Below are 20,680 nucleotides of genomic sequence, written 5' to 3'. Positions count from 1 at the left end.
GAATGCTCGTCGTGATCTGCTGCATGGCAGGGATCGCGATGGCAGATGAGAAAAACATTCTGGTCACCAGCGGCAGCGATCGGGCTACTCCGATTGCAGTCGTGCCGTTCGGCAACCAGGGCGGCAGCGTGCTGCCGGACGACATGGCGGAAATCATCGGTAACGACCTGCGCAACTCGGGTTACTACTCGCCGATTCCAAAACAGAACATGATCAGCCAGCCAAGCCAGGCGAGCGAAATCATCTTCCGTGACTTCAAGGCGCTGGGCGCCCAGTACGTCATGGTCGGCAGCATTGCGCCAGCGGGCGGTCGCCTGCAGGTTCAATACGCCTTGTTCAACGTCGCCACCGAGCAACAAGTGCTCACCGGCAGCGTGTCGGGCAGCGTCGATCAGTTGCGCGACATGTCGCACTACATCGCCGACCAGTCGTTCGAAAAACTCACCGGCATCAAGGGTGCGTTCTCGACTCGCCTGCTGTACGTGACGGCCGAGCGCTTCTCCGAAAAGAACACCCGTTACACGCTGCAGCGTTCGGACTATGACGGTGCCCGTGCCGTGACCCTGCTGCAATCGCGTGAGCCGATCCTGTCGCCGCGTTTCGCTCCCGATGGCAAGCGTATCGCCTACGTCTCGTTCGAGCAGAAGCGTCCGCGCATTTTCATGCAGAACATCGACACCGGTCGCCGTGAGCAGATCACCAACTTCGAAGGCCTGAACGGCGCGCCAGCCTGGTCGCCGGATGGCAATCGCCTGGCATTCGTATTGTCCAAGGACGGTAACCCGGACATCTACGTGATGAACCTGGGCTCGCGCCAGATCAGTCGCGTTACCAACGGCCAGGGCATCAACACCGAACCGTTCTGGGGCAAGGATGGTTCGACCATCTACTTCACCTCCGACCGTGGCGGCAAACCGCAGATCTACAAGACCAGCGTGGGTGGCGGTGGTGCCGAGCGCGTGACTTTCGTCGGTAACTACAACGCCAACCCTAAGCTGTCGGCTGATGAAAAGACCTTGGTGATGATCCATCGTCAGGAAGGTTTCACCAATTTCAAGGTGGCGGCCCAGGATTTGCAACGCGGTAGCGTAAAAATCCTCACTGATAGCACTCTGGACGAGTCGCCCACTGTCGCGCCCAACGGCACCATGGTAATCTACGCCACCCGCCAGCAGGGCCGGGGAGTCTTGATGCTCGTGTCTATCAATGGACGCGTAAGGCTCCCGCTTCCTACCGCTCAAGGCGAAGTCAGAGAACCTTCCTGGTCCCCTTACCTGAACTGACGCGGCGCTATACGTTGTACTTAACACACTGGGGTTCATTAGGAGTTTCACGATGGAAATGCTGAAGTTTGGTAAATTTGCTGCGCTGGCACTGGCCATGGCTGTAGCTGTAGGTTGCTCGTCCAAAGGCGGCGACAATGCCGGTGAAGGCGCGGTAGATCCAAACGCTGGTTACGGCGCAAACACTGGTGCAGTTGACGGCTCCCTGAGCGAAGAAGCTGCACTGCGCGCTATCACCACTTTCTACTTCGAATACGACAGTTCGGACCTGAAGCCAGAAGCCATGCGCGCTCTGGACGTTCACGCCAAAGACCTGAAAGCAAACGGCGCTCGCGTTGTTCTGGAAGGCAACACCGACGAACGTGGTACTCGTGAGTACAACATGGCACTGGGCGAGCGTCGTGCGAAAGCCGTTCAGCGCTACCTGGTACTGCAAGGTGTTTCCCCAGCTCAGCTGGAACTGGTTTCCTACGGCGAAGAGCGTCCAGTTGCTACCGGCAACGACGAGCAGTCCTGGGCTCAAAACCGTCGCGTCGAACTGCGTAAGTAATTCGTCATGCGAACGTGCCGTCGTGCTGTAACTGTCCTGGCTCTCAGTCTCGCGCCGCTTGCGGCGTGGGCTGCGGTTCCTGTGGTCGAAAACGATTCCGGCTATAACAATAGCGGGACCAGTTATCCGCCTGCAGGTTACGGTACGAACGGCGCCTATGCCGGGGGAGGGGTTTCGGCCCCTGTCTCGGCACAGGGCGAGCTGTTCAACCAACTGCAATCAATGCAGCAACAGATCGAGCGCCAGCAAGGTGCGATCGAGGTTCTGCAAAATGATGTAGCGCGCATGAAGCAGGAAAGCCTGGAGCGATACCAGGATCTTGATCGGCGCATAGGAACCGGCGTTGCACCAGCCGCGACTCCTGAGAATTCTTCCACCGGTGGCGATTTGAATGCCCCTGGTGCAGCAGCTGGCGCAGCTGCAGGTGCGGGAGCGGCTGCCGCTCAAGCACCCGCCGCGGGTAGCGAGCCGGCAGATCCGGCGAAGGAAAAGCTCTATTACGACGCTGCCTTCGACCTGATCAAGGCCAAGGACTTCGACAAGGCCAGCCAGGCTTTTGCCGCTTTCCTGCGCAAGTACCCGAACAGCCAGTACGCAGGCAATGCCCAGTACTGGTTGGGCGAAGTGAACCTGGCCAAAGGCGATCTGCAAGGTGCGGGTCAGGCATTTGCCAAGGTTTCGCAGCTGTACCCCAAGCACGCCAAAGTGCCTGACTCGCTGTACAAGCTCGCTGATGTAGAACGCCGCCTGGGTCATCCCGACAAGGTAAAAGGCATTTTGCAACAAGTTGTGTCGCAGTACCCGGGCACTTCCGCCGCTCAGCTGGCCCAGCGTGACTTGCAAAAAATGTAATGGCTGCTTGACCCGTTTCGAAGAAACCCGCGCTTGTCGCGGGTTTTTTCGTTAGAATTCACGCCCATTTTCTGAAACACGCTTTTTGGGGCCTGCGCATTGCCGGGGTTCCTTGAAGTGCCTGACGGAGGCGGACAGCCTGTTTAGCTGTTACGCCCGTGGCGACTATGCAAGACACATTGAGAATTACCGAAGTTTTCTACTCGTTGCAGGGGGAAACGCGGACTGCTGGCCTGCCCACTGTTTTCGTGCGCCTGACCGGTTGCCCTCTGCGTTGCCAGTACTGCGACAGCGCCTACGCATTCACGGGTGGGACCCTTCGCACCCTTGACGATATCCTCGAGCAGGTAGCCGGCTTTCGGCCGCGTTACGTCTGTGTCACAGGTGGCGAGCCCCTGGCCCAGCCCAATGCCATTCCATTGCTCAAGCGCTTGTGCGATGCCGGTTACGAAGTGTCACTGGAAACCAGTGGCTCTATTGATATCTCGGCGGTAGATTCCCGGGTCAGTCGCGTTGTCGACCTGAAAACCCCGGGTTCGAAGGAAGCGCACCGCAATCGCTATGAAAACATCGAGCTGCTGACGCCCAACGATCAGGTGAAGTTTGTCATCTGCTCGCGTGAAGACTATGACTGGTCCGTGTCCAAGCTGATCCAGTACGGTCTGGACCAGCGTGCCGGTGAAGTCCTGTTCTCGCCAAGCCACCACGATCTCAATGCGCGAGACCTGGCGGACTGGGTGGTGGCGGACAACCTGCCAGTGCGTCTGCAATTGCAGCTGCACAAATATCTTTGGAATGACGAGCCGGGGCGCTGAAATGACTGAACCACTCAACACTGCCGAAAAACGCGCGGTCATCCTGTTGTCCGGTGGCCTGGACTCGGCAACCGTCGTGGCCATGGCGCGTGCCGAAGGCTATAGCTGCTACACCATGAGCTTCGACTACGGCCAGCGCTCTCACGCCGAACTGTACGCCGCCGAACGCGTTGCCCGCGACCTGGGTGTGGTCGAGCACAAGGTCATCGGTCTTAACCTGAACGGAATGGGCGGCTCGGCGCTGACCGACACCAGCATCGATATCCCGGAAGAGTTGGGCGAGGGCATTCCGGTGACTTACGTGCCTGCGCGTAACACGGTATTCCTGTCCCTGGCGTTGGGCTGGGCGGAAGTGCTCGGTGCGCGGGATATCTTCATCGGCGTCAACGCGGTGGATTACTCCGGTTACCCGGATTGCCGTCCCGAGTTCATCGAATCGTTCGAGCGCATGGCCAATCTGGCGACCAAGGCAGGCGTGGAAGGCAATGGCTTCCGGATTCAGGCGCCGCTGCAAAACCTCAGCAAGGCACAGATCGTCCAGGCAGGTGTGAAGCTTGGCGTGAACTACGGCCTGACCGTTTCCTGCTACCAGGCCGACGATAACGGCCGTGCCTGCGGCAAGTGCGACAGCTGCCGACTGCGCGCAGAAGGCTTTGCGGCAGCCGGAATCAGCGACCCAACACCTTATTTTTGAATTATTTTAAAATAGGTGTTGAATAGTCCTTAAAAATCAGTATTATACGCGCCACCACACAGCGGGTCGTTAGCTCAGTTGGTAGAGCAGTTGGCTTTTAACCAATTGGTCGTAGGTTCGAATCCCACACGACCCACCATTTTTGGCGGTTTAGAAAATCCGGAAGGCCCACGCAAGTGAGGATTTCCGGGTTTTTTTTTGCCTGCGATTTAACGCTCGCCTGTTCCTTTGCTGCACTGCAGGGCGCAGGTCAGAATCATCTTTTGCATCCTGCCGATATTCTGTAGCCTTGCGCAGCTTCAACGCTGTCCGTGCCTGATCAATACTCACTTTCCCGGCGGTACCCTGTTGGGTCCGGAGCCGGGTGTATACTCGACTTTCGCGCGAATGCGCCTGCAGGTCTTGCGAACATGACGCAGATTTCCGAACGCCTTCTGGTTCAAGCCCACCTCGACGCCAAGCAGCCCAAGCCGCTGACCGCCGATGAGGAAGCTTATTATCGTGCCGCCATCGCTGCCGAGCTCAAGGCTCAGGACGCGGTGCTGGTGGCGCACTTCTATTGCGATCCGGTGATTCAGGCCCTGGCCGAAGAGACCGGAGGCTGTGTTTCCGACTCGCTGGAGATGGCCCGCTTCGGCAACGCCCACCCGGCCAAGACGGTGGTGGTCGCCGGTGTGAAGTTCATGGGCGAGACAGCCAAGATCCTCAACCCCGAAAAACGCATCCTGATGCCGACCCTGGAAGCGACTTGCTCGCTGGACCTTGGTTGCCCCGTCGATGAGTTTTCCGCGTTCTGTGACCAGCACCCGGAGCGTACGGTGGTGGTCTACGCCAATACCTCGGCGGCGGTCAAAGCCCGCGCGGACTGGGTGGTGACTTCAAGCTGCGCGCTGGAAATCGTCGAAAGCCTGATGGATAACGGTGAAACCATCATCTGGGGGCCGGACAAGCACCTGGGTACTTACATCCAGCGTCAGACCGGTGCCGACATGCTGCTATGGGACGGTGCCTGCATCGTTCACGAAGAATTCAAGTCCAAGCAGCTCGAAGACATGAAGGCGCTGTATCCGGATGCAGCGATCCTGGTACACCCGGAGTCGCCGACCTCGGTGATCGAGCTGGCGGATGCCGTCGGGTCTACCAGCCAGTTGATCGCGGCGGCACAGAGCCTGCCCAACAAGACCCTGATCGTCGCTACCGATCGCGGTATCTTCTACAAGATGCAGCAGCTGTGCCCGGACAAGGTCTTTATCGAAGCGCCAACGGCCGGTAACGGCGCGGCATGCCGCAGTTGCGCGCATTGCCCCTGGATGGCGATGAATACCCTTGAGCGCACGCTCAAGAGCTTGAAGGAAGGGACGAACGAGATCTTTGTCGACCCGGCGTTGATTCCGCAGGCGATTCGGCCGCTCAAGCGCATGCTGGACTTTACCCAGGCGGCGCGGATGAAGCTGGCCGGCAACGCCTGAGATCTCTCATTCAGTAAAAAAACTTGTGGGAGCGAGCCTGCTCGCGAAGACGGTGTAACAGTCAAAGTTGATAGTGACTGACACACCGCTTTCGCGAGCAGGCTCGCTCCCACAGTGGTTTTCGTATGGCTGAATTATTTGTTCTTCTTCGGGACCCGCACCAGCTGGGTGTTGGAATACATGTCATGCCAGCTGCGCTTCTGCTTGTCGAACAGCGACCAGAAGAACCCCAGGCCTACGCACAGCAACGACGCGATCGCCACTACAAAGCGCAACAGCGCCTGCCACAGGCTGATGGATGAGCCATCGGCATTCTGTACCCGTACGCACCACACCTGCATGCCCAGGGTCTGCCCTGAATAGGTCCAGAACTTGGCGAAGAAGCCGAACAGCACGAACAGCAAGACCGTCGAGAGCAGCGGATCACCGTCCAGCGCGCCGGCTTCGGTCAGGGTGCGCATTTTCTCTTCGCCGATGATCGCCATCTGGATCATCTTGTAGACGCCGCTGGTGACGATCAGCAGGGCGGTGCACAGCAGGAAGTCATAGAACATTGCTGCCAGGCGACGACCTAGGCCGACGGCGGGGAAGTCGCCCTGGGGTTTGAGCAGGTGTTTCGACATGGCAGCCTCTGGGCGCAAAAAGAAGCCATTTTACGGATTTACGCGCACAAAAAAGCCCCTGATGTCAGCATCAGGGGCTTTTTCGTTACAGAAGATTAAGCTTCTGCTTGTACTTCGTCAGCCTGCATGCCTTTCTGGCCCTGCACAGCGATGAAGGTCACTTTCTGGCCTTCTTTCAGGCTCTTGAAACCGTTGCCCTGGATGGCGCGGAAATGCACGAACAGATCCGGACCGCTTTCAGGTGTGATAAAACCAAAACCTTTTTCGTCGTTAAACCACTTGACGGTACCGCTCTGACGTTGGGACATTTCTTATTTCCTTTGACGCAAAAAATTAATGACAGTCTCTTTCTCATGAAAGAGTACTGGGGCTGGTTGCAGGAGAGTAAGAAGACGTCGAACGGGATGTAGCTAACTTGTAGGCTACTGCCCAGGTCACGATTCCAAGCGACCCATGCAAACACAGTGAACAAACTCTACGCCAACTTCGGGAGAAAAAACAAGCCCCTTTGGAGGCCCCGGATTTGCTCAGGTTGCTGACACCACTGACAACTAGCGCGGGCGTATGCGTTGACGGTGTTCAGATGTTTTCGATCGTTATAAGCAAAGTTCATAATCGAAGCTAAGAGCCAAACGATGCACTATTTTATGGCGGTTGCGTTACACATTAGTGCAGTGTAAGCACAACCGCGTTACTTATAGGAACAGTCAATCAACCGCGATAGTAGCGTTGTGGAACAAATGGCATTTTGCTTACAAGCAAAGGCACCTTTTTCCCACGAACGATTGCCCATACCGGCGTATCGATGGCGGTGTAGGCGCTGTCCAGGTAACCCATGGCCAAAGGGCCACCCAAGGTCGGTCCAAAGCCGCCGCTGCAGACGCTGCCGATGATCTCGCCTGCTTCGTTGACGATTTCAGCACCTTCGCGCACAGGTGTGCGTTCCTGCGGTAGCAGGCCAACGCGCTTACGGGTAACACCGGTTTGTTGTTGTGCGAACACACTTTCTGCGCCAGGGAAGCCACCGGCGCGCGCGCCATCGGCACGACGCGGCTTGGAGATGGCCCATAACAGGCTGGCTTCGATCGGGCTGGTGTCGGTGTTCATGTCATGGCCGTACAGGCACAGGCCGGCTTCCAGGCGCAGGGAGTCGCGTGCGCCGAGGCCGATGGCCGCTACTTCAGGCTCGGCCAGCAAGGCCCGGGCCAGGGCTTCGGCGTTGGCGGCCGGTACCGAGATTTCGAAACCGTCTTCACCGGTGTAACCCGAGCGGCTGACAAAGCAGTCGACGCCCAGCAGTTTCACGGGGGCGAACTGCATGAAGGTCATCTTTGCCACTTCTGGCGCCAGACGTGCCAGTACGGTCACCGCGGCAGGACCTTGCAGGGCGAGCAGGGCGCGTTCTTCGAACAGGGGCTCGATGGTGCACTGGTCACCGATGTGCTTGCGCAGGTGGGCCAGGTCCTGGTCCTTGCAGGCGGCGTTGACCACCAAAAACAGTTCGTCGTTACCCAGGTTGGCGACCATCAGGTCGTCAAGGATGCCACCGGTCTCGTTGGTGAACATCGCGTAGCGCTGCATGCCCACCGGCAAGTCGACGATGTCCACTGGCACCAGAGTTTCCAGTGCCTTGGCGGCATTGGCGCCGGTCAGGCGAATCTGGCCCATGTGCGAGACATCGAACAGGCCGGCCTGCTCGCGGGTGTGCTGGTGTTCTTTCATCACGCCCAGCGGGTACTGCACCGGCATGTCATAGCCGGCGAACGGCACCATGCGCGCGCCCAATTCGACGTGCAGGGCGTGCAACGGCGTTTTCAACAGTTGTTCGGTGGACATATTCAGCTCCTGGAGAAGTGTGAAGATGAGCGCGCATCAGCACTCGATAATGTTGACCGCCAAACCGCCACGGGCGGTTTCCTTGTATTTGCTTTTCATGTCGGCGCCGGTTTGGCGCATGGTGCGGATGACCTTGTCGAGGGACACGAAGTGCTGCCCATCGCCGCGCATGGCCATGCGCACGGCATTGATGGCCTTGACCGAGCCCATGGCGTTGCGCTCGATGCAAGGCACTTGCACCAGCCCGCCAATCGGGTCGCAGGTCAGCCCGAGGTTATGTTCCATGCCGATTTCCGCGGCGTTTTCCACTTGCTGCACGGTGCCGCCAAGCACCTCGCATAGGGCGGCCGCCGCCATTGAACAGGCCACGCCGACTTCGCCCTGGCAGCCGACTTCGGCGCCCGAGATCGAGGCATTTTCCTTGTACAGAATGCCAATGGCCGCGGCTGTCAGCAGAAAGCGCACCACCCCGTCATCGTTCGCGCCGGGTATGAAGCGCATGTAGTAATGCAGTACCGCCGGGATGATCCCGGCCGCACCGTTGGTCGGGGCAGTTACCACGCGTCCGCCGTTGGCGTTTTCTTCGTTGACAGCCAGGGCGTACAAGTTGACCCAGTCCAGTACCGACAGCGGATCGCGCAGTGACGATTCGGGGTTCTTGCACAATTGCCGATGCAGCGCGGCTGCCCGGCGCTTGACCTTCAGGCCGCCGGGCAGGATGCCTTCGTTGCGGCAACCGGCGGCGACGCAGTCCTGCATCACTTGCCAGATCTTCAGCAGGCCGGCGCGGGTTTCCGCTTCCGGGCGCCAGGCGCTTTCGTTGGTCAGCATCACTTGGCTGATGGACAAGCCGTAGGTGGTGCAGTGACCCAGCAGGTCCTTGGCGCTTTTGAACGGGAAGGTCAGGGGGGTAGCGTCTTCGACGATGCGGTCGGCGCCGGCGGCGTCTTCATCGACGACAAAACCACCGCCGACTGAATAGTACTCGCGGCTGCGGATTTGCAAACCCGCGGTGTCGAAGGCGCGAAAGATCATGCCGTTGGGGTGATAGGCCAAGGGCTTGCGAATCATCGCCAGGTGTTCTTTCTCATTGAACGCAATGCTGTGTTCGCCGAGGAGGTTCAAACGACCATTGCCGCGAATTTCGTGCAGGCGAGCGGCGACGGTTTCGGTATCCACGGTATCCGGGTGTTCGCCTTCCAGGCCGAGCAACACAGCCTTGTCGCTGCCGTGGCCTTTACCGGTGGCGCCGAGTGAGCCGTACAGCTCGACTTTGACGCAAGCGGTCGCGGTGAGCAGCCCTTCACGGCGCAAACCTTCGGCGAAACGTGCGGCTGCGCGCATCGGGCCGACGGTGTGGGAGCTGGAGGGGCCAATGCCAATCTTGAACAGGTCGAACACGCTTAACGACATGGTTGTTCTCCGGTTTCTTGTTATAGGCGTTTCACGGGAGATGCTTTGTGTAGGAGCTGCCGCAGGCTGCGATCTTTTGATCTTGTTTTTTTCAAGATCAAGATCAAAAGATCGCAGCCTGCGGCAGCTCCTACAGGGGGTGTGGTGTGCTTGATAGGGGCTAGTAAACCCGCCCCCTGTTGGTTTAAGCGTAGCTTTCGATCGACGGGCAGGCGCAGACCAGGTTGCGATCGCCGAAGACGTTGTCGACACGGCCGACCGGCGGCCAGTACTTGCCTTCGATCAGCGAGGCAACCGGATAAACCGCCTGCTCACGGCTGTACGGATGCGACCACTCGCCGACCAACTCCGCCGCGGTGTGCGGGGCGTTTTTCAGTGGGTTGTCGTCCTTGTCCAGGGTGCCGTTTTCCACCGCGCGGATTTCTTCGCGGATGCGGATCATGGCGTCGCAGAAGCGGTCCAGTTCTTCCTTGGATTCGCTTTCGGTCGGCTCGATCATCAGGGTGCCGGCCACCGGGAAGGACATGGTCGGGGCATGGAAGCCGAAGTCGATCAGGCGCTTGGCCACGTCGTCGACGCTGATGCCGCTGCTGTCTTTCAGCGGGCGCAGGTCGAGGATGCATTCGTGCGCCACCAGGCCGTTGCTGCCGGTGTACAGCACCGGGTAGTGCTCTTCCAGGCGACGGGAGATGTAGTTGGCGTTGAGGATCGCCAGCTGCGAGGCGCGCTTGAGGCCGGCGCCGCCCATCATGCGGATGTACATCCAGGTGATCGGCAAAATGCTCGCGCTGCCGAACGGCGCGGCGCACACCGCGCCTTCCTTGCGCGCCATGTGCGCGTGGCCCGGCAGGAATGGCGCCAGGTGCGATTTCACACCAATCGGGCCGACGCCCGGGCCGCCACCGCCGTGGGGAATGCAGAAGGTCTTGTGCAGGTTCAGGTGCGAGACGTCGCCGCCGAACTTGCCCGGGGCGCAGAGGCCGACCATGGCGTTCATGTTGGCGCCGTCGATGTACACCTGGCCGCCGTGCTCGTGGATGATGCCGCAGATTTCGCGGATGCCTTCCTCGAACACGCCGTGGGTCGACGGGTAGGTGATCATCAGCGCGGCGAGGTGCTCGCGGTGCTCGATGGCCTTGGCGCGCAGGTCTTCGATGTCGACGTTGCCGCGGGCGTCGCAGGCGGTGACCACCACGCGCATGCCGGCCATCTGTGCGGTGGCCGGGTTGGTGCCGTGGGCCGAGGACGGGATCAGGCAGATGTCGCGACGGTCTTCGCCACGGCTCTGGTGGTAGGCGCGAATCGCCAGCAGGCCGGCGTATTCACCCTGGGAACCGGCGTTCGGCTGCAGCGAGATCGAGTCGTAGCCGGTGGCGGCGCAGAGCATCGCTTCCAGTTCATCGGTCAGTTGCTGGTAGCCGGCGCTTTGTGCGGCCGGGGCGAACGGGTGCAGGGCGCCGAATTCGGCCCAGGTCACCGGGATCATTTCGCTGGCGGCGTTGAGTTTCATGGTGCACGAACCCAGCGGGATCATGGTGCGGTCCAGCGCCAGGTCCTTGTCCGCCAGCTTGCGCAGGTAGCGCATCAGCTCGGTTTCCGAGTGGTAGCGGTTGAACACCGGGTGGCTGAGGATCGGCGACTGGCGCAGCAGCGCGGCCGGGAGGGTCGCTTGCGTGGCGGCGGCGAGGGCGGCGAAGTCCGGCAGGGCCTGGCCCGCGGCGAACAGCGCCCACAGGGTTTCGACGTCAGCCTGGGTGCTGGTTTCATCCAGGGACAGGCCCAGACGTTCAGCGTCGACCACGCGCAGGTTGATCTGCTGGGCGTGGGCCCGCTCGTGCAGCTTCGCGGTGTTGGCGCCGGTGTTCAGGGTCAGGGTGTCGAAGAAGTGTTCTTGCTCGACGTTCAGACCGATCGCTTTCAGGCCTTGGGCCAGGATCGCGGTCAACTGGTGCACACGCTGGGCGATCTGCGTTAGGCTCTGCGGACCGTGGTACACGGCGTACATGCTGGCGATGTTGGCCAGCAGCACCTGGGCGGTGCAGATGTTGGACGTGGCCTTCTCGCGGCGGATGTGCTGCTCGCGGGTCTGCATCGCCAGGCGCAGGGCCGGCTTGCCGAAACGGTCCACCGAGACGCCGACCAGACGGCCCGGCATGTCGCGCTTGAACGCATCCTTGGTGGAGAAGTACGCCGCGTGCGGGCCACCGAAGCCCAGCGGCACGCCGAAGCGTTGCGCGCTGCCGATGGCCACGTCGGCACCGAATTCGCCCGGCGGGGTCAGCAGGGTCAGGGCCAGCAGGTCGGCGGCCACGGCCACCAGGGCGTTGGCGGCGTGCAGGCGCTCGGTCAGTTCGCGGTAGTCGAACACGTCACCGTTGCTCGCCGGGTACTGCAGCAGGGCGCCGAAGAACGGCGACACGTCGCTCAGTTCGCGCTCGTCACCGACCACCACCTCGATGCCCAGCGGCTCGGCACGGGTGCGTAGCACGTCAAGGGTCTGCGGGTGGCAATGCACGGAGGCGAAGAACTGGTGGCTGCCCTTGTTCTTGCTCAGGCGCTTGCAGAAGGTCATGGCTTCGGCGGCGGCGGTGGCTTCGTCGAGCAGGGAGGCGTTGGCGATCGGCAGGCCGGTGAGGTCGCTGATCAGGGTCTGGAAGTTCAGCAGGGCTTCAAGGCGACCCTGGGAAATCTCCGGCTGGTAGGGGGTATAGGCGGTGTACCAGGCCGGGTTTTCCAGGAGGTTGCGCAGGATCGGCGACGGCGTGTGGGTGCCGTAGTAGCCCTGGCCGATGAAGGTCTTGAACAGTTGGTTCTTGCCGGCGATGCCTTTGATCATCGCCAGGGCGTCGGCTTCGCTCAGGCCGTCTTCCAGGCCGAGCACGCTGGTGCCCTTGATGCTGTCGGGAATGACGCTGGCGCTCAGGGCTTCGAGGGAGTCGAAGCCGAGGGTGTTGAGCATGGCTTGCTCGTCACCGGCGCGGGGGCCGATGTGGCGGGCGATGAATTCATTGGCGGTGCTGAGATTGATAGTCATGGCAGGCTCCTCAGGCTTCGGCTTGGGCTTTGATCAGGCGGTCGTAGGCGTCCTGATCCAGCAGTTGGCCGACAGCGGCAGCGTCAGCGGGCTGGAAACGGAAGAACCAGCCTTCGCCCAGCGGGTCTTCGTTGACCAGCTCAGGGCTGGCGTCCAGCGCCGGGTTCACTTCCAGCACTTCTCCGTCCAGTGGCATGTACACGCCGCTGGCGGCTTTTACCGATTCCACGGTGGCTGCTTCAGCGCCTTTGTCGTAGGACTGCAACTCTGGCAGTTGTACGAAAACCACGTCGCCCAGAGCGTTCTGCGCGAAAGCGGTGATGCCGACTGTGACAGTGCCGTCAGCTTCGGTGCGCAGCCATTCGTGATCTTCAGTAAAACGCAACTCGCTCATGGAAACTCCTAAGGGGGCCAGACTCGTCTGGTGGACGCGATTGAATGCTTGGGCAATGCCCTGGTTTATGGGGGCTTACTAAGCAAAAAGGCGGCCAATGTTGTTTTATTGTTATAAATCAACAAGTTAAGATTATATTGGGTCAAGCTGAGTTCGCAGGCTGTAGCGAAATCGCTACGGCCGCAGCAGGAGAAAAAAGCTGAAGTGGATCAAAGCCTTGCGCAGGGCTGGTTGCAGAGGGGTGTAGCGAAATCGTTCCGCTGTAGCGCTTTCAGTACAGGTGAAGGTCGCTTTTGAATCGATCGTTCCCACGCTCTGCGTGGGAATGCCTCTTGTGACGCTCTGCGTCACGCTTTGGGACGCAGAACGTCCCGGGCTGCATTCCCACGCGGAGCGTGGGAACGATCAATTTCAAGGCTGTTTGGGGATGCCGTACTTGCGCAATCGATGAGCGATGGCGGTATGAGACGTTTGCAGGCGGCTGGCCAGTTGGCGGGTCGAGGGGTAGCTGACGTAGAGCTTTTCCAGCAGGGTTTTCTCGAATTCATCCATGGCCTGCTCCAGGCTGTCGATATCCTGATCGCTCTGGCGTGCCACCGAGGTGCCAGCGATGTCGAGGTCGCCAATGTCCACCAGGCTGCTTTCACAAATGGCCGCTGCCCGGAAGATCACGTTTTGCAGTTGCCGCACGTTGCCCGGCCAGCGGTTGCCGAGCAGCGCCGGGTAAGTGCCCGGCGCCAGGCGACAGACCGGGCGCTGGATCTGTGCGCAAGCCTGCTGCATGAAATAGCGGGCCAGGAGCAGGATGTCCTGGCCGCGTTCGCGCAGGGGCGGAACTTCGACATTGAGTACGTTGAGGCGGTAAAACAGGTCTTCGCGGAACAAGCCTTCGCTGACCATTTTCTCCAGGTCGCGGTGGGTCGCGCTGAGGATTCGCACGTTGACCTTGACCTCGCGATCGCCACCCACCCGACGGAAGCTGCCATCGTTGAGGAATCGCAGCAGCTTGGCCTGCAAGTACGGTGACATTTCGCCGATTTCGTCGAGAAACACCGTGCCCTGGTTGGCCAGTTCCATCAGCCCCGGCTTGCCGCCCCGTTGTGCCCCGGTAAAGGCGCCGGGGGCGTAGCCGAACAGTTCGCTTTCGGCGAGGTTCTCCGGCAGTGCCGCGCAATTCAATGCCAGGAACGGTGCGTTGTGGCGGGCGCTGATGGCATGGCAAGCCCGCGCCACCAGTTCTTTGCCGGTGCCGGTTTCGCCCTGGATCAACAGCGGCGCATCGAGTGCCGCCACCCGCTGCGCGCGAACCTTGAGCGTGCGAATGACCGGCGATTCGCCCAGCAACGCATCGAAGCCTTCAGCGTGATCATGGTGCAATGCCGACAGGCGCTCACCGATGCGATTGGGTTGATACAGGGTCAACAGGGCGCCAGCGTCGGTGATCGGCGTGGCGTCGAGCAACAAGGTCTGGCCGTTGACGGTGATCTCTCGCAACGGCAGGCGAAATCCGTGTTCGAGTAACGCATCGAGCAGCGCCGGGTCGGCAAACAGGTCGGCGACACTTTCTCCGGCCGGCTCGCGACCGTACAGGGCAATCAACGCCGGGTTGGCCAGCAACACCTTGCCGGCGCTGTCCAGCGCCAGCACCGGGTCGGTCATCGCCGCGAGCAGCGCATCGAGCTGCAGGTGCCGACGCTGGCCGGGAAGAATGTCGACTACGGTCATCGCCTGCACGCCCCGCACGCTCAGCAATGCATCGCGCAACTCTTCGAGCACTTCGGGGCTCAGGGTCGGCGCGTCGATGTAGACGTTGGGTGGAACCATTTCCACCGCATCCAGGTTGAGGTTACGTCCACCGAGCAAGGCCAGGACTTCCTGGGTGATGCCGACGCGATCGATGAAGCTGACGTGGATGCGCATGGTGCGGTTTCGGGTTCTGGGGTGCGAAGGGTGGCAAGTATGCCTTGGGGAGGGCTAATGGTGAAATCCTGCGTGGACTTCAATGCCGGGGGTTAGACCCTTGTGGGAGCGAGCCTGCTCGCGAAGGCGTCGTGTCAGTCAACGAGGATGGCGACTGACACAGCGCTTTCGCGAGCAGGCCCGCTCCCACAGTGGTTTGGGTTGAGCACAGAACGCGTGTTCGGGTTACTCGAAGTGTTCGGGGTTTACCGGATCACCGGATTTCATATTCAACTGCTGCCGGATGTCTTCGAACATCAAGTCGTAGTGCTTGTGGATCGAGCCGATCTGGCTGTGTGCCTTCGGAATCCCGTACTTCTCGGCAATTCTCGTCACATCCCTGGCGAAGTTGTAGGCCTCCTCCTTGGGCAGGAAGAAGGGCTCTGACATGTCCTTGCCTTGAATGTTGCCATGCATGGTGAACAGGATGCCTTTTTCACCTTTGTCATTGGTGCTGACTTCATAGTCGAGGTGCACGTTGTAACTGACATCGTCCGGTGTCAGCGCATGACGCTCGATGTGCAAGTGACCTGGCTCAAACTGTGCCATGGACTTCTCTCCTTACAAGTAAGTAATGCCAGGTGTCGCTGTGCTGATGCGTGTGCCAGCCTTGCCCTGGACGATCGCCTCGATGTCCGCCAGAGAGCCGATCACCGCGACTTTTCCAGTATGGCGTGCGAACTCGCAGGCTGCCTGCACCTTCGGTCCCATGGAGCCAGCGGCGAAGCCGAGCTTTTCCATTTCGTCGGGGTGCGCCTGGGCGATGGCTTTCTGCGTCGGTTTACCGAAATCGATAAAGGCGGCGTTGACGTCGGTGGCGATCACCAACAGATCGGCTTCCAGCTGTTCGGCCAACAGCGCCGAGCACAGGTCTTTGTCGATCACAGCTTCCACGCCCTCAAGTTTGCCGGGTGCGGTGTACATGGTGGGGATGCCGCCACCGCCGGCACAGATCACGATGCTGCCTTTTTCCAGCAGCCATTTGATCGGGCGGATTTCGAAGATGCGTTTGGGTTTGGGGCTAGCGACCACGCGGCGGAATTTGTCGCCATCGGGGGCGATGGCCCAGCCTTTTTCGGCAGCCAGTTTTTCTGCCTCGGCCTTGCCGTACACCGGGCCAATGGGTTTGCTGGGTTTCTGGAAGGCCGGGTCGTTGGCATCGACTTCGACCTGGGTCAGCAAGGTGGCGAAGGGCACCTCGAAGTCCAGCAGGTTGCCCAGCTCCTGTTCGATGATGTAGCCGATCATGCCTTCGGTTTCGGCGCCGAGGACGTCCAGCGGGTAAGGTGACACCGAGGTGTAGGCGGCCGCTTGCAGCGATAGCAGGCCGACTTGCGGGCCATTGCCGTGGGCGATGACCAGTTGGTTGCCGGGATGGATCTTGGCGATCTGCTCGGTGGCGATCCGGATATTGGCGCGCTGGTTGTCCGCGGTCATGGGTTCACCCCGGCGGAGCAGGGCGTTACCGCCCAGAGCAACGACGATACGCATGGTGCATGTCCTTTCAGTTTGATCGTTCCCACGGTCCCCGTGGGAATGCATCCCGTGACGCTCCGCGTCACATCGGACGCGGAGCGTCCGTGGCGGCATTCCCACGCAGAGCGTGGGAACGATCGGATGGAGGGGGCTTCAGTCCTTACAGATCCGCCAGTGTCGACACCAGAATCGCCTTGATCGTGTGCATGCGGTTCTCCGCTTGCTCGAAAGCGATGCAGGCCGGCGACTCGAACACGTCATCGGTCACTTCGATGCCGTTCTTCAGGTGCGGGTACTGCTCGGCAATCTGTTTGCCGACTTTGGTGTCGCTGTTGTGGAAGGCCGGCAGGCAGTGCATGAACTTGGTGCGCGGGTTGCCGGTGGCTTTCATCAGCTCGGCATTCACCTGATACGGCAGCAATTGCTGGATGCGTTCGGCCCAGGCTTCAACCGGCTCGCCCATAGAGACCCAGACGTCGGTGTGGATGAAGTCCACGCCCTTGACCGCCGCTTTCGGGTCTTCGGTGAGAGTGATGCGCGCGCCGCTTTCCTCTCCGTATTTTTTGCAGCGTGCCACCAGGTCGTCCGCCGGCCACAGGGCTTTCGGCGCGCAGATGCGCACGTCCATGCCCAGCTTGGCGCCGATCAGCAGCAGCGAGTTGCCCATGTTGTTACGCGCATCCCCAAGGTAGGCATAGCTGATTTCGTGGATCGGCTTGTCGGCGTGTTCACGCATGGTCAGCACGTCGGCGATCATTTGTGTCGGGTGATATTCATCGGTCAGGCCGTTGAATACAGGCACGCCGGCAAACTTGGCCAGCTCCTCGACGATTTCCTGTTTGAAGCCACGGTACTCGATGGCGTCATACATGCGCCCGAGCACGCGGGCGGTGTCCTTCATGCTTTCCTTGTGGCCGATCTGCGAGGAGTTCGGGTCGATGTAGGTGACATTGGCACCCTGGTCATAGGCGGCGACTTCGAACGCACAGCGGGTGCGGGTCGAGGTTTTTTCGAAGATCAGCGCGATGTTGTTGCCCTTGAGGTGTTGCTGTTCGGTGCCGGTGTATTTGGCCCGTTTCAGGTCGCGGGACAGGTCGAGCAGGTAGCGCAATTCGCGAGGGGTGTGGTGTTCCAGGCTCAGCAGATTGCGGTTATGGATATTGAACGCCATTTTGGATCTCCTAAGGTGTCGGTTATCCCGTTGGCCCGCGCTCGGTCAGTGCGGGCCAAGGCTGATAGGTTAGTAGTCGATCGGATCGCGGATGATCGGGCAGGTCATGCAATGGCCGCCGCCGCGACCGCGTCCCAGTTCGCCTGCGCTGATGGTGATGACTTCCACACCGGCCTTGCGCAGCAGGGTGTTGGTGTAGGTGTTGCGGTCGTAGCCGATGACCACACCGGGCTCCACGGCGACCACGTTGTTGCCGTCGTCCCATTGCTCGCGTTCGGCGGCGAAACTGTTGCCGCCGGTTTCGACGACGCGCAGGGCCTTGAGGTTGAGGGCCTTGGCCACGGTGTCGAGGAAGTTGGTTTCTTCGCGGCGGATATCGATGCCGCCCGGCTTGCTTTCATCGGGGCGCAGGGTGAAGGCGACAATCTGGTTCACCACTTCCGGGAAAATGGTCACCACATCGCGGTCACAGAAGCTGAACACGGTGTCCAGGTGCATCGCCGCGCGGGATTTAGGCAGGCCGGCGACGATGACTTTTTCCACGGCCTTGTGCTTGAACAGACTGACAGCCAGTTGGCCGATGGCTTGGCGGGACGAGCGTTCGCCCATGCCGATCAGGACCACGCCGTTGCCGATCGGCATCACATCGCCGCCTTCCAGCGTGGAACTGCCATGGTCCTTGTCCGGGTCGCCGTACCAGATCTGGAATTCAGCGTTGGTGAATTGCGGATGGAATTTGTAGATGGCGGTGGTCAGCAGGGTTTCCTGGCGACGTGCCGGCCAGTACATCGGGTTGAGCGTGACGCCACCGTAGATCCAGCACGTGGTATCGCGGGTGAACTGGGTGTTGGGGAGCGGCGGCAGGATGAAGCTGGAGTGGCCGAGGAATTCGCGGAACATCTGAATGGTCTTGCCGCCAAAACTGTCCGGCAGGTCATCGGCCGAGACACCACCGATCAGGAACTCGGCGATCTTGCGCGGTTCCAGGCTGCGCAGCCACGAGCCGGTTTCATTGATCAGGCCCAGGCCCACCGAATCGGCGGTGATCTTGCGCTCGAGAATCCAGTCCAGCGCTTCGGGGATGGCGACGATGTCGGTCAGCAGGTTGTGCATTTCCAGCACATCGACGTTGCGTTCACGCATTTTGGTGACGAAATCGAAATGGTCGCGCTTGGCCTGTGCCACCCACAGCACATCATCGAACAGCAATTCGTCGCAGTTGTTCGGGGTCAGGCGCTGATGGGCGAGCCCAGGGGAGCAAACCATGACTTTGCGCAGTTTGCCGGCTTCGGAATGGACGCCGTACTTAACTTTTTCCGTGGTCATTTCAGTGAACCTCCAGATGGCAAATCAGTCGTGTTACAGGGTCAGGAAGCCGTCGTAGAGACCGTAGGCCGCCACCAGGGCGCCGACGACCACCGCGGCGAAAATCAGCTTCTCGACGTTGGTGAAAACCGGTTTCTTGAGTTCCAGCTTGGCCTTGGCGAACAGGATCACGCCGGGTGCATAGAGCAGGGCCGAGAGCAGCAGGTATTTCATGCCACCGGCGTACAGCAGCCAGACCGCATAGATCAGGGCCACGGCACCAATGAACAGATCCTTCTGACGCTCGCCCGCCGCGCCTTCGTAGGTTTCGCCGCGCACCGCCAACAACAGGGCGTACGCCGCCGACCACAGGTAAGGCACCAGGATCATCGAAGTGGCGAGGTAGATCAGCGACAGGTAGGTGCTGGCCGAAAACAACGTGATGACCAGGAATATCTGGACCATGGCATTGGTCAGCCACAGGGCGTTGACCGGTACCTGGTTGGCGTTTTCCTTGCGCAGGAACGCCGGCATGGTGTGGTCCTTGGCGGCGGCGAACATGATCTCCGCGCACAGCAGTACCCACGACAGCAGGGCTCCGAGCAACGAGATGATCAGGCCGACGCTGATCAGCACCGCCCCCCACGGACCGACCACGTGTTCCAGCACGGCGGCCATCGACGGGTTCTGCAGCTTGGCCAGTTCCGGTTGGGTCAGGATGCCCAGCGACAGCACGTTCACCAGTACCAGGATCAGCAGCACAGTGATAAACCCGATCACCGTGGCCTTACCCACATCACTGCGTTTTTCCGCCCGGGCCGAAAAAATGCTCGCGCCCTCGATGCCGATGAACACCCACACGGTGACCAGCATCATGTTGCGCACCTGGTTCATCACGCTGCCCAGGTCCGGATTCTTCAGGCCCCAGATGTCGGCGGTGAAGATCTCCAGTTTGAAGGCGAAAATTGTAATCAGCACAAACAGTATCAGCGGTACGATCTTGGCGATCGTGGTCACCAGGTTGATGAATGCCGCTTCCTTGATCCCCCGCAGTACCAGCCAATGCACGGCCCACAGCAACACGGACGCACCGACCACGGCGGCGACGGTATTGCCCTCGCCGAACACCGGGAAGAAGTAACCCAGGGTGCTGAATAACAGGACGAAGTAACCAACGTTGCCCAGCCAGGCACTGATCCAGTAACCCCAGGCCGAAGAGAAACCCATGTAGTCGCCGAAACCGGCCTTGGCGTAGGCGTAGACCCCGCCGTCCAGGTCGGGCTTACGATTGGCCAGGGTCTGGAAGACAAAGGCCAGGGTGAGCATGCCGACGGCGGTGATCGCCCAGCCAATCAGAATGGCGCCGACATCGGCACTGGCCGCCATGTTTTGCGGCAGGGAAAAGATGCCGCCACCGATCATCGAACCGACGACCAGGGCAATCAGCGCGCCGAGTTTCAGTTTTCCGGGAGTTTCAGACATTGCATGACTCCATTGCAGGAGAAGAGAGGCAACAGACTAGTCCGCCCACCAATGAGTGGACTGACTTAGATCAGTGCAGGTCTACATTCCATTGTGAATAACCGAAAAATCGCTCATACAAAGCTAATGCCTGTAATGCTTGTCCCAGAGGCTTCGTTGAATTTTTTTTGAAACTTTTTCGCATTCCTTGCGCCTTATGAAGCTAGCCCTTTTTTGCCAATCCGCAAATTTTCGCGAAGCGTTCTCAGAACTGAATTGGCTTATCAAAGAAGTTGTATAAATCAAAAAAATATATCGATGCCTATTGGGTTTTATCTGGCACTT

At 60.1% G+C, this 20,680-nt stretch carries 18 protein-coding genes and 1 tRNA gene; 7 read left to right on the top strand and 12 right to left on the bottom strand.

Annotated elements, in window-relative coordinates; translation table 11 throughout:
* Nucleotides 1-2: 2 nt before the first annotated feature.
* The 7 genes from tolB to nadA all read left to right on the top strand — a co-directional run bounded on the left by tolB (nt 3) and on the right by nadA (nt 5,663).
* Nucleotides 3-1,283 carry a Tol-Pal system beta propeller repeat protein TolB gene (gene tolB / locus HGP31_RS24905; protein ID WP_173667181.1) on the top strand — a complete coding sequence of 427 codons (1,281 nt, stop codon included), beginning with the start codon at nt 3-5 and terminating at the stop codon, nt 1,281-1,283.
* 52 nt (nt 1,284-1,335) lie between these two features.
* Complete coding sequence (gene pal, locus HGP31_RS24900; RefSeq protein ID WP_003178634.1) at nt 1,336-1,833, top strand: peptidoglycan-associated lipoprotein Pal; 498 nt, start codon at nt 1,336-1,338, stop codon at nt 1,831-1,833.
* A gap of 6 nt (nt 1,834-1,839) precedes the next feature.
* On the top strand, nt 1,840-2,685 hold the full coding sequence (gene ybgF, locus HGP31_RS24895; protein ID WP_033040435.1) for a tol-pal system protein YbgF: 846 nt from the start codon (nt 1,840-1,842) through the stop codon (nt 2,683-2,685).
* A 167-nt stretch (nt 2,686-2,852) separates the two neighbouring features.
* Entirely contained in the window at nt 2,853-3,500 is a 648-nt protein-coding gene (queE, locus tag HGP31_RS24890; protein ID WP_020798452.1) for a 7-carboxy-7-deazaguanine synthase QueE, read from the top strand.
* A 1-nt stretch (nt 3,501) separates the two neighbouring features.
* Nucleotides 3,502-4,194 carry a 7-cyano-7-deazaguanine synthase QueC gene (gene queC / locus HGP31_RS24885; protein WP_020798451.1) on the top strand — a complete coding sequence of 231 codons (693 nt, stop codon included), beginning with the start codon at nt 3,502-3,504 and terminating at the stop codon, nt 4,192-4,194.
* 63 nt (nt 4,195-4,257) lie between these two features.
* A tRNA-Lys gene (locus HGP31_RS24880) sits at nt 4,258-4,333 on the top strand.
* A gap of 271 nt (nt 4,334-4,604) precedes the next feature.
* Nucleotides 4,605-5,663, top strand: a complete 1,059-nt coding sequence (nadA, locus tag HGP31_RS24875; RefSeq protein WP_008054654.1) for a quinolinate synthase NadA — start codon at nt 4,605-4,607, stop codon at nt 5,661-5,663.
* Between the two features lie 134 nt (nt 5,664-5,797).
* On the opposite strand, the gene HGP31_RS24870 is transcribed toward nadA, so the two are convergent.
* The 12 genes from HGP31_RS24870 to arcD form a co-directional block, all read right to left on the bottom strand.
* Nucleotides 5,798-6,286: an RDD family protein gene (locus HGP31_RS24870; protein WP_020798450.1), complete on the bottom strand. Its 489-nt coding sequence runs from the start codon at nt 6,284-6,286 to the stop codon at nt 5,798-5,800.
* A gap of 95 nt (nt 6,287-6,381) precedes the next feature.
* The gene (locus HGP31_RS24865) at nt 6,382-6,594 is read right to left on the bottom strand and encodes a cold-shock protein (protein WP_007977299.1); all 213 of its coding nucleotides are present in this window, start codon (nt 6,592-6,594) and stop codon (nt 6,382-6,384) included.
* A gap of 403 nt (nt 6,595-6,997) precedes the next feature.
* Nucleotides 6,998-8,122, bottom strand: a complete 1,125-nt coding sequence (gene gcvT / locus HGP31_RS24860; protein WP_033041496.1) for a glycine cleavage system aminomethyltransferase GcvT — start codon at nt 8,120-8,122, stop codon at nt 6,998-7,000.
* A gap of 36 nt (nt 8,123-8,158) precedes the next feature.
* The gene (locus HGP31_RS24855; RefSeq protein ID WP_168758852.1) at nt 8,159-9,535 is read right to left on the bottom strand and encodes an L-serine ammonia-lyase; all 1,377 of its coding nucleotides are present in this window, start codon (nt 9,533-9,535) and stop codon (nt 8,159-8,161) included.
* A 184-nt stretch (nt 9,536-9,719) separates the two neighbouring features.
* A complete protein-coding gene (gcvP, locus tag HGP31_RS24850) occupies nt 9,720-12,569 on the bottom strand; it encodes an aminomethyl-transferring glycine dehydrogenase (protein ID WP_168758851.1) in 2,850 nt (949 codons plus the stop codon).
* A 10-nt stretch (nt 12,570-12,579) separates the two neighbouring features.
* Nucleotides 12,580-12,963, bottom strand: coding sequence for a glycine cleavage system protein GcvH (gene gcvH, locus HGP31_RS24845; RefSeq protein ID WP_110755284.1), 384 nt, complete (start codon nt 12,961-12,963; stop codon nt 12,580-12,582).
* Nucleotides 12,964-13,374: 411 nt separating this feature from the next.
* A complete protein-coding gene (locus HGP31_RS24840; RefSeq protein WP_020800261.1) occupies nt 13,375-14,883 on the bottom strand; it encodes a sigma-54-dependent transcriptional regulator in 1,509 nt (502 codons plus the stop codon).
* A 225-nt stretch (nt 14,884-15,108) separates the two neighbouring features.
* Complete coding sequence (locus tag HGP31_RS24835) at nt 15,109-15,471, bottom strand: DUF5064 family protein (protein WP_020800262.1); 363 nt, start codon at nt 15,469-15,471, stop codon at nt 15,109-15,111.
* Between the two features lie 12 nt (nt 15,472-15,483).
* Nucleotides 15,484-16,413: a carbamate kinase gene (gene arcC / locus HGP31_RS24830; RefSeq protein ID WP_020800263.1), complete on the bottom strand. Its 930-nt coding sequence runs from the start codon at nt 16,411-16,413 to the stop codon at nt 15,484-15,486.
* A gap of 145 nt (nt 16,414-16,558) precedes the next feature.
* Entirely contained in the window at nt 16,559-17,569 is a 1,011-nt protein-coding gene (locus HGP31_RS24825; RefSeq protein WP_020800264.1) for an ornithine carbamoyltransferase, read from the bottom strand.
* Between the two features lie 69 nt (nt 17,570-17,638).
* Entirely contained in the window at nt 17,639-18,895 is a 1,257-nt protein-coding gene (gene arcA, locus HGP31_RS24820) for an arginine deiminase (RefSeq protein ID WP_020800265.1), read from the bottom strand.
* A 33-nt stretch (nt 18,896-18,928) separates the two neighbouring features.
* Nucleotides 18,929-20,356 (bottom strand): arginine-ornithine antiporter, encoded by a 1,428-nt coding sequence (gene arcD / locus HGP31_RS24815; RefSeq protein WP_168758850.1) that lies wholly within the window; start codon nt 20,354-20,356, stop codon nt 18,929-18,931.
* Nucleotides 20,357-20,680 lie beyond the last annotated feature (324 nt).

Origin of the sequence: Pseudomonas umsongensis, assembly GCF_012647205.1 — a bacterium.
Classification (GTDB): domain Bacteria; phylum Pseudomonadota; class Gammaproteobacteria; order Pseudomonadales; family Pseudomonadaceae; genus Aquipseudomonas; species Aquipseudomonas umsongensis.
The sequence above is the reverse complement of the archived record's forward strand: the minus strand, read 5'-3'. Positions and strand labels throughout refer to the sequence as shown.

What these genes read in the sequence shown, in the direction of transcription:
- tolB (WP_173667181.1), top strand. Translation starts at nt 3, where the DNA reads ATGCTCGTCGTGATCTGCTGCATGGCAGGGATCGCGATGGCAGATGAG.
- pal (WP_003178634.1), top strand. Translation starts at nt 1,336, where the DNA reads ATGGAAATGCTGAAGTTTGGTAAATTTGCTGCGCTGGCACTGGCCATG.
- ybgF (WP_033040435.1), top strand. Translation starts at nt 1,840, where the DNA reads ATGCGAACGTGCCGTCGTGCTGTAACTGTCCTGGCTCTCAGTCTCGCG.
- queE (WP_020798452.1), top strand. Translation starts at nt 2,853, where the DNA reads ATGCAAGACACATTGAGAATTACCGAAGTTTTCTACTCGTTGCAGGGG.
- queC (WP_020798451.1), top strand. Translation starts at nt 3,502, where the DNA reads ATGACTGAACCACTCAACACTGCCGAAAAACGCGCGGTCATCCTGTTG.
- nadA (WP_008054654.1), top strand. Translation starts at nt 4,605, where the DNA reads ATGACGCAGATTTCCGAACGCCTTCTGGTTCAAGCCCACCTCGACGCC.
- HGP31_RS24870 (WP_020798450.1), bottom strand. Translation starts at nt 6,286, where the DNA reads ATGTCGAAACACCTGCTCAAACCCCAGGGCGACTTCCCCGCCGTCGGC.
- HGP31_RS24865 (WP_007977299.1), bottom strand. Translation starts at nt 6,594, where the DNA reads ATGTCCCAACGTCAGAGCGGTACCGTCAAGTGGTTTAACGACGAAAAA.
- gcvT (WP_033041496.1), bottom strand. Translation starts at nt 8,122, where the DNA reads ATGTCCACCGAACAACTGTTGAAAACGCCGTTGCACGCCCTGCACGTC.
- HGP31_RS24855 (WP_168758852.1), bottom strand. Translation starts at nt 9,535, where the DNA reads ATGTCGTTAAGCGTGTTCGACCTGTTCAAGATTGGCATTGGCCCCTCC.
- gcvP (WP_168758851.1), bottom strand. Translation starts at nt 12,569, where the DNA reads ATGACTATCAATCTCAGCACCGCCAATGAATTCATCGCCCGCCACATC.
- gcvH (WP_110755284.1), bottom strand. Translation starts at nt 12,963, where the DNA reads ATGAGCGAGTTGCGTTTTACTGAAGATCACGAATGGCTGCGCACCGAA.
- HGP31_RS24840 (WP_020800261.1), bottom strand. Translation starts at nt 14,883, where the DNA reads ATGCGCATCCACGTCAGCTTCATCGATCGCGTCGGCATCACCCAGGAA.
- HGP31_RS24835 (WP_020800262.1), bottom strand. Translation starts at nt 15,471, where the DNA reads ATGGCACAGTTTGAGCCAGGTCACTTGCACATCGAGCGTCATGCGCTG.
- arcC (WP_020800263.1), bottom strand. Translation starts at nt 16,413, where the DNA reads ATGCGTATCGTCGTTGCTCTGGGCGGTAACGCCCTGCTCCGCCGGGGT.
- HGP31_RS24825 (WP_020800264.1), bottom strand. Translation starts at nt 17,569, where the DNA reads ATGGCGTTCAATATCCATAACCGCAATCTGCTGAGCCTGGAACACCAC.
- arcA (WP_020800265.1), bottom strand. Translation starts at nt 18,895, where the DNA reads ATGACCACGGAAAAAGTTAAGTACGGCGTCCATTCCGAAGCCGGCAAA.
- arcD (WP_168758850.1), bottom strand. Translation starts at nt 20,356, where the DNA reads ATGTCTGAAACTCCCGGAAAACTGAAACTCGGCGCGCTGATTGCCCTG.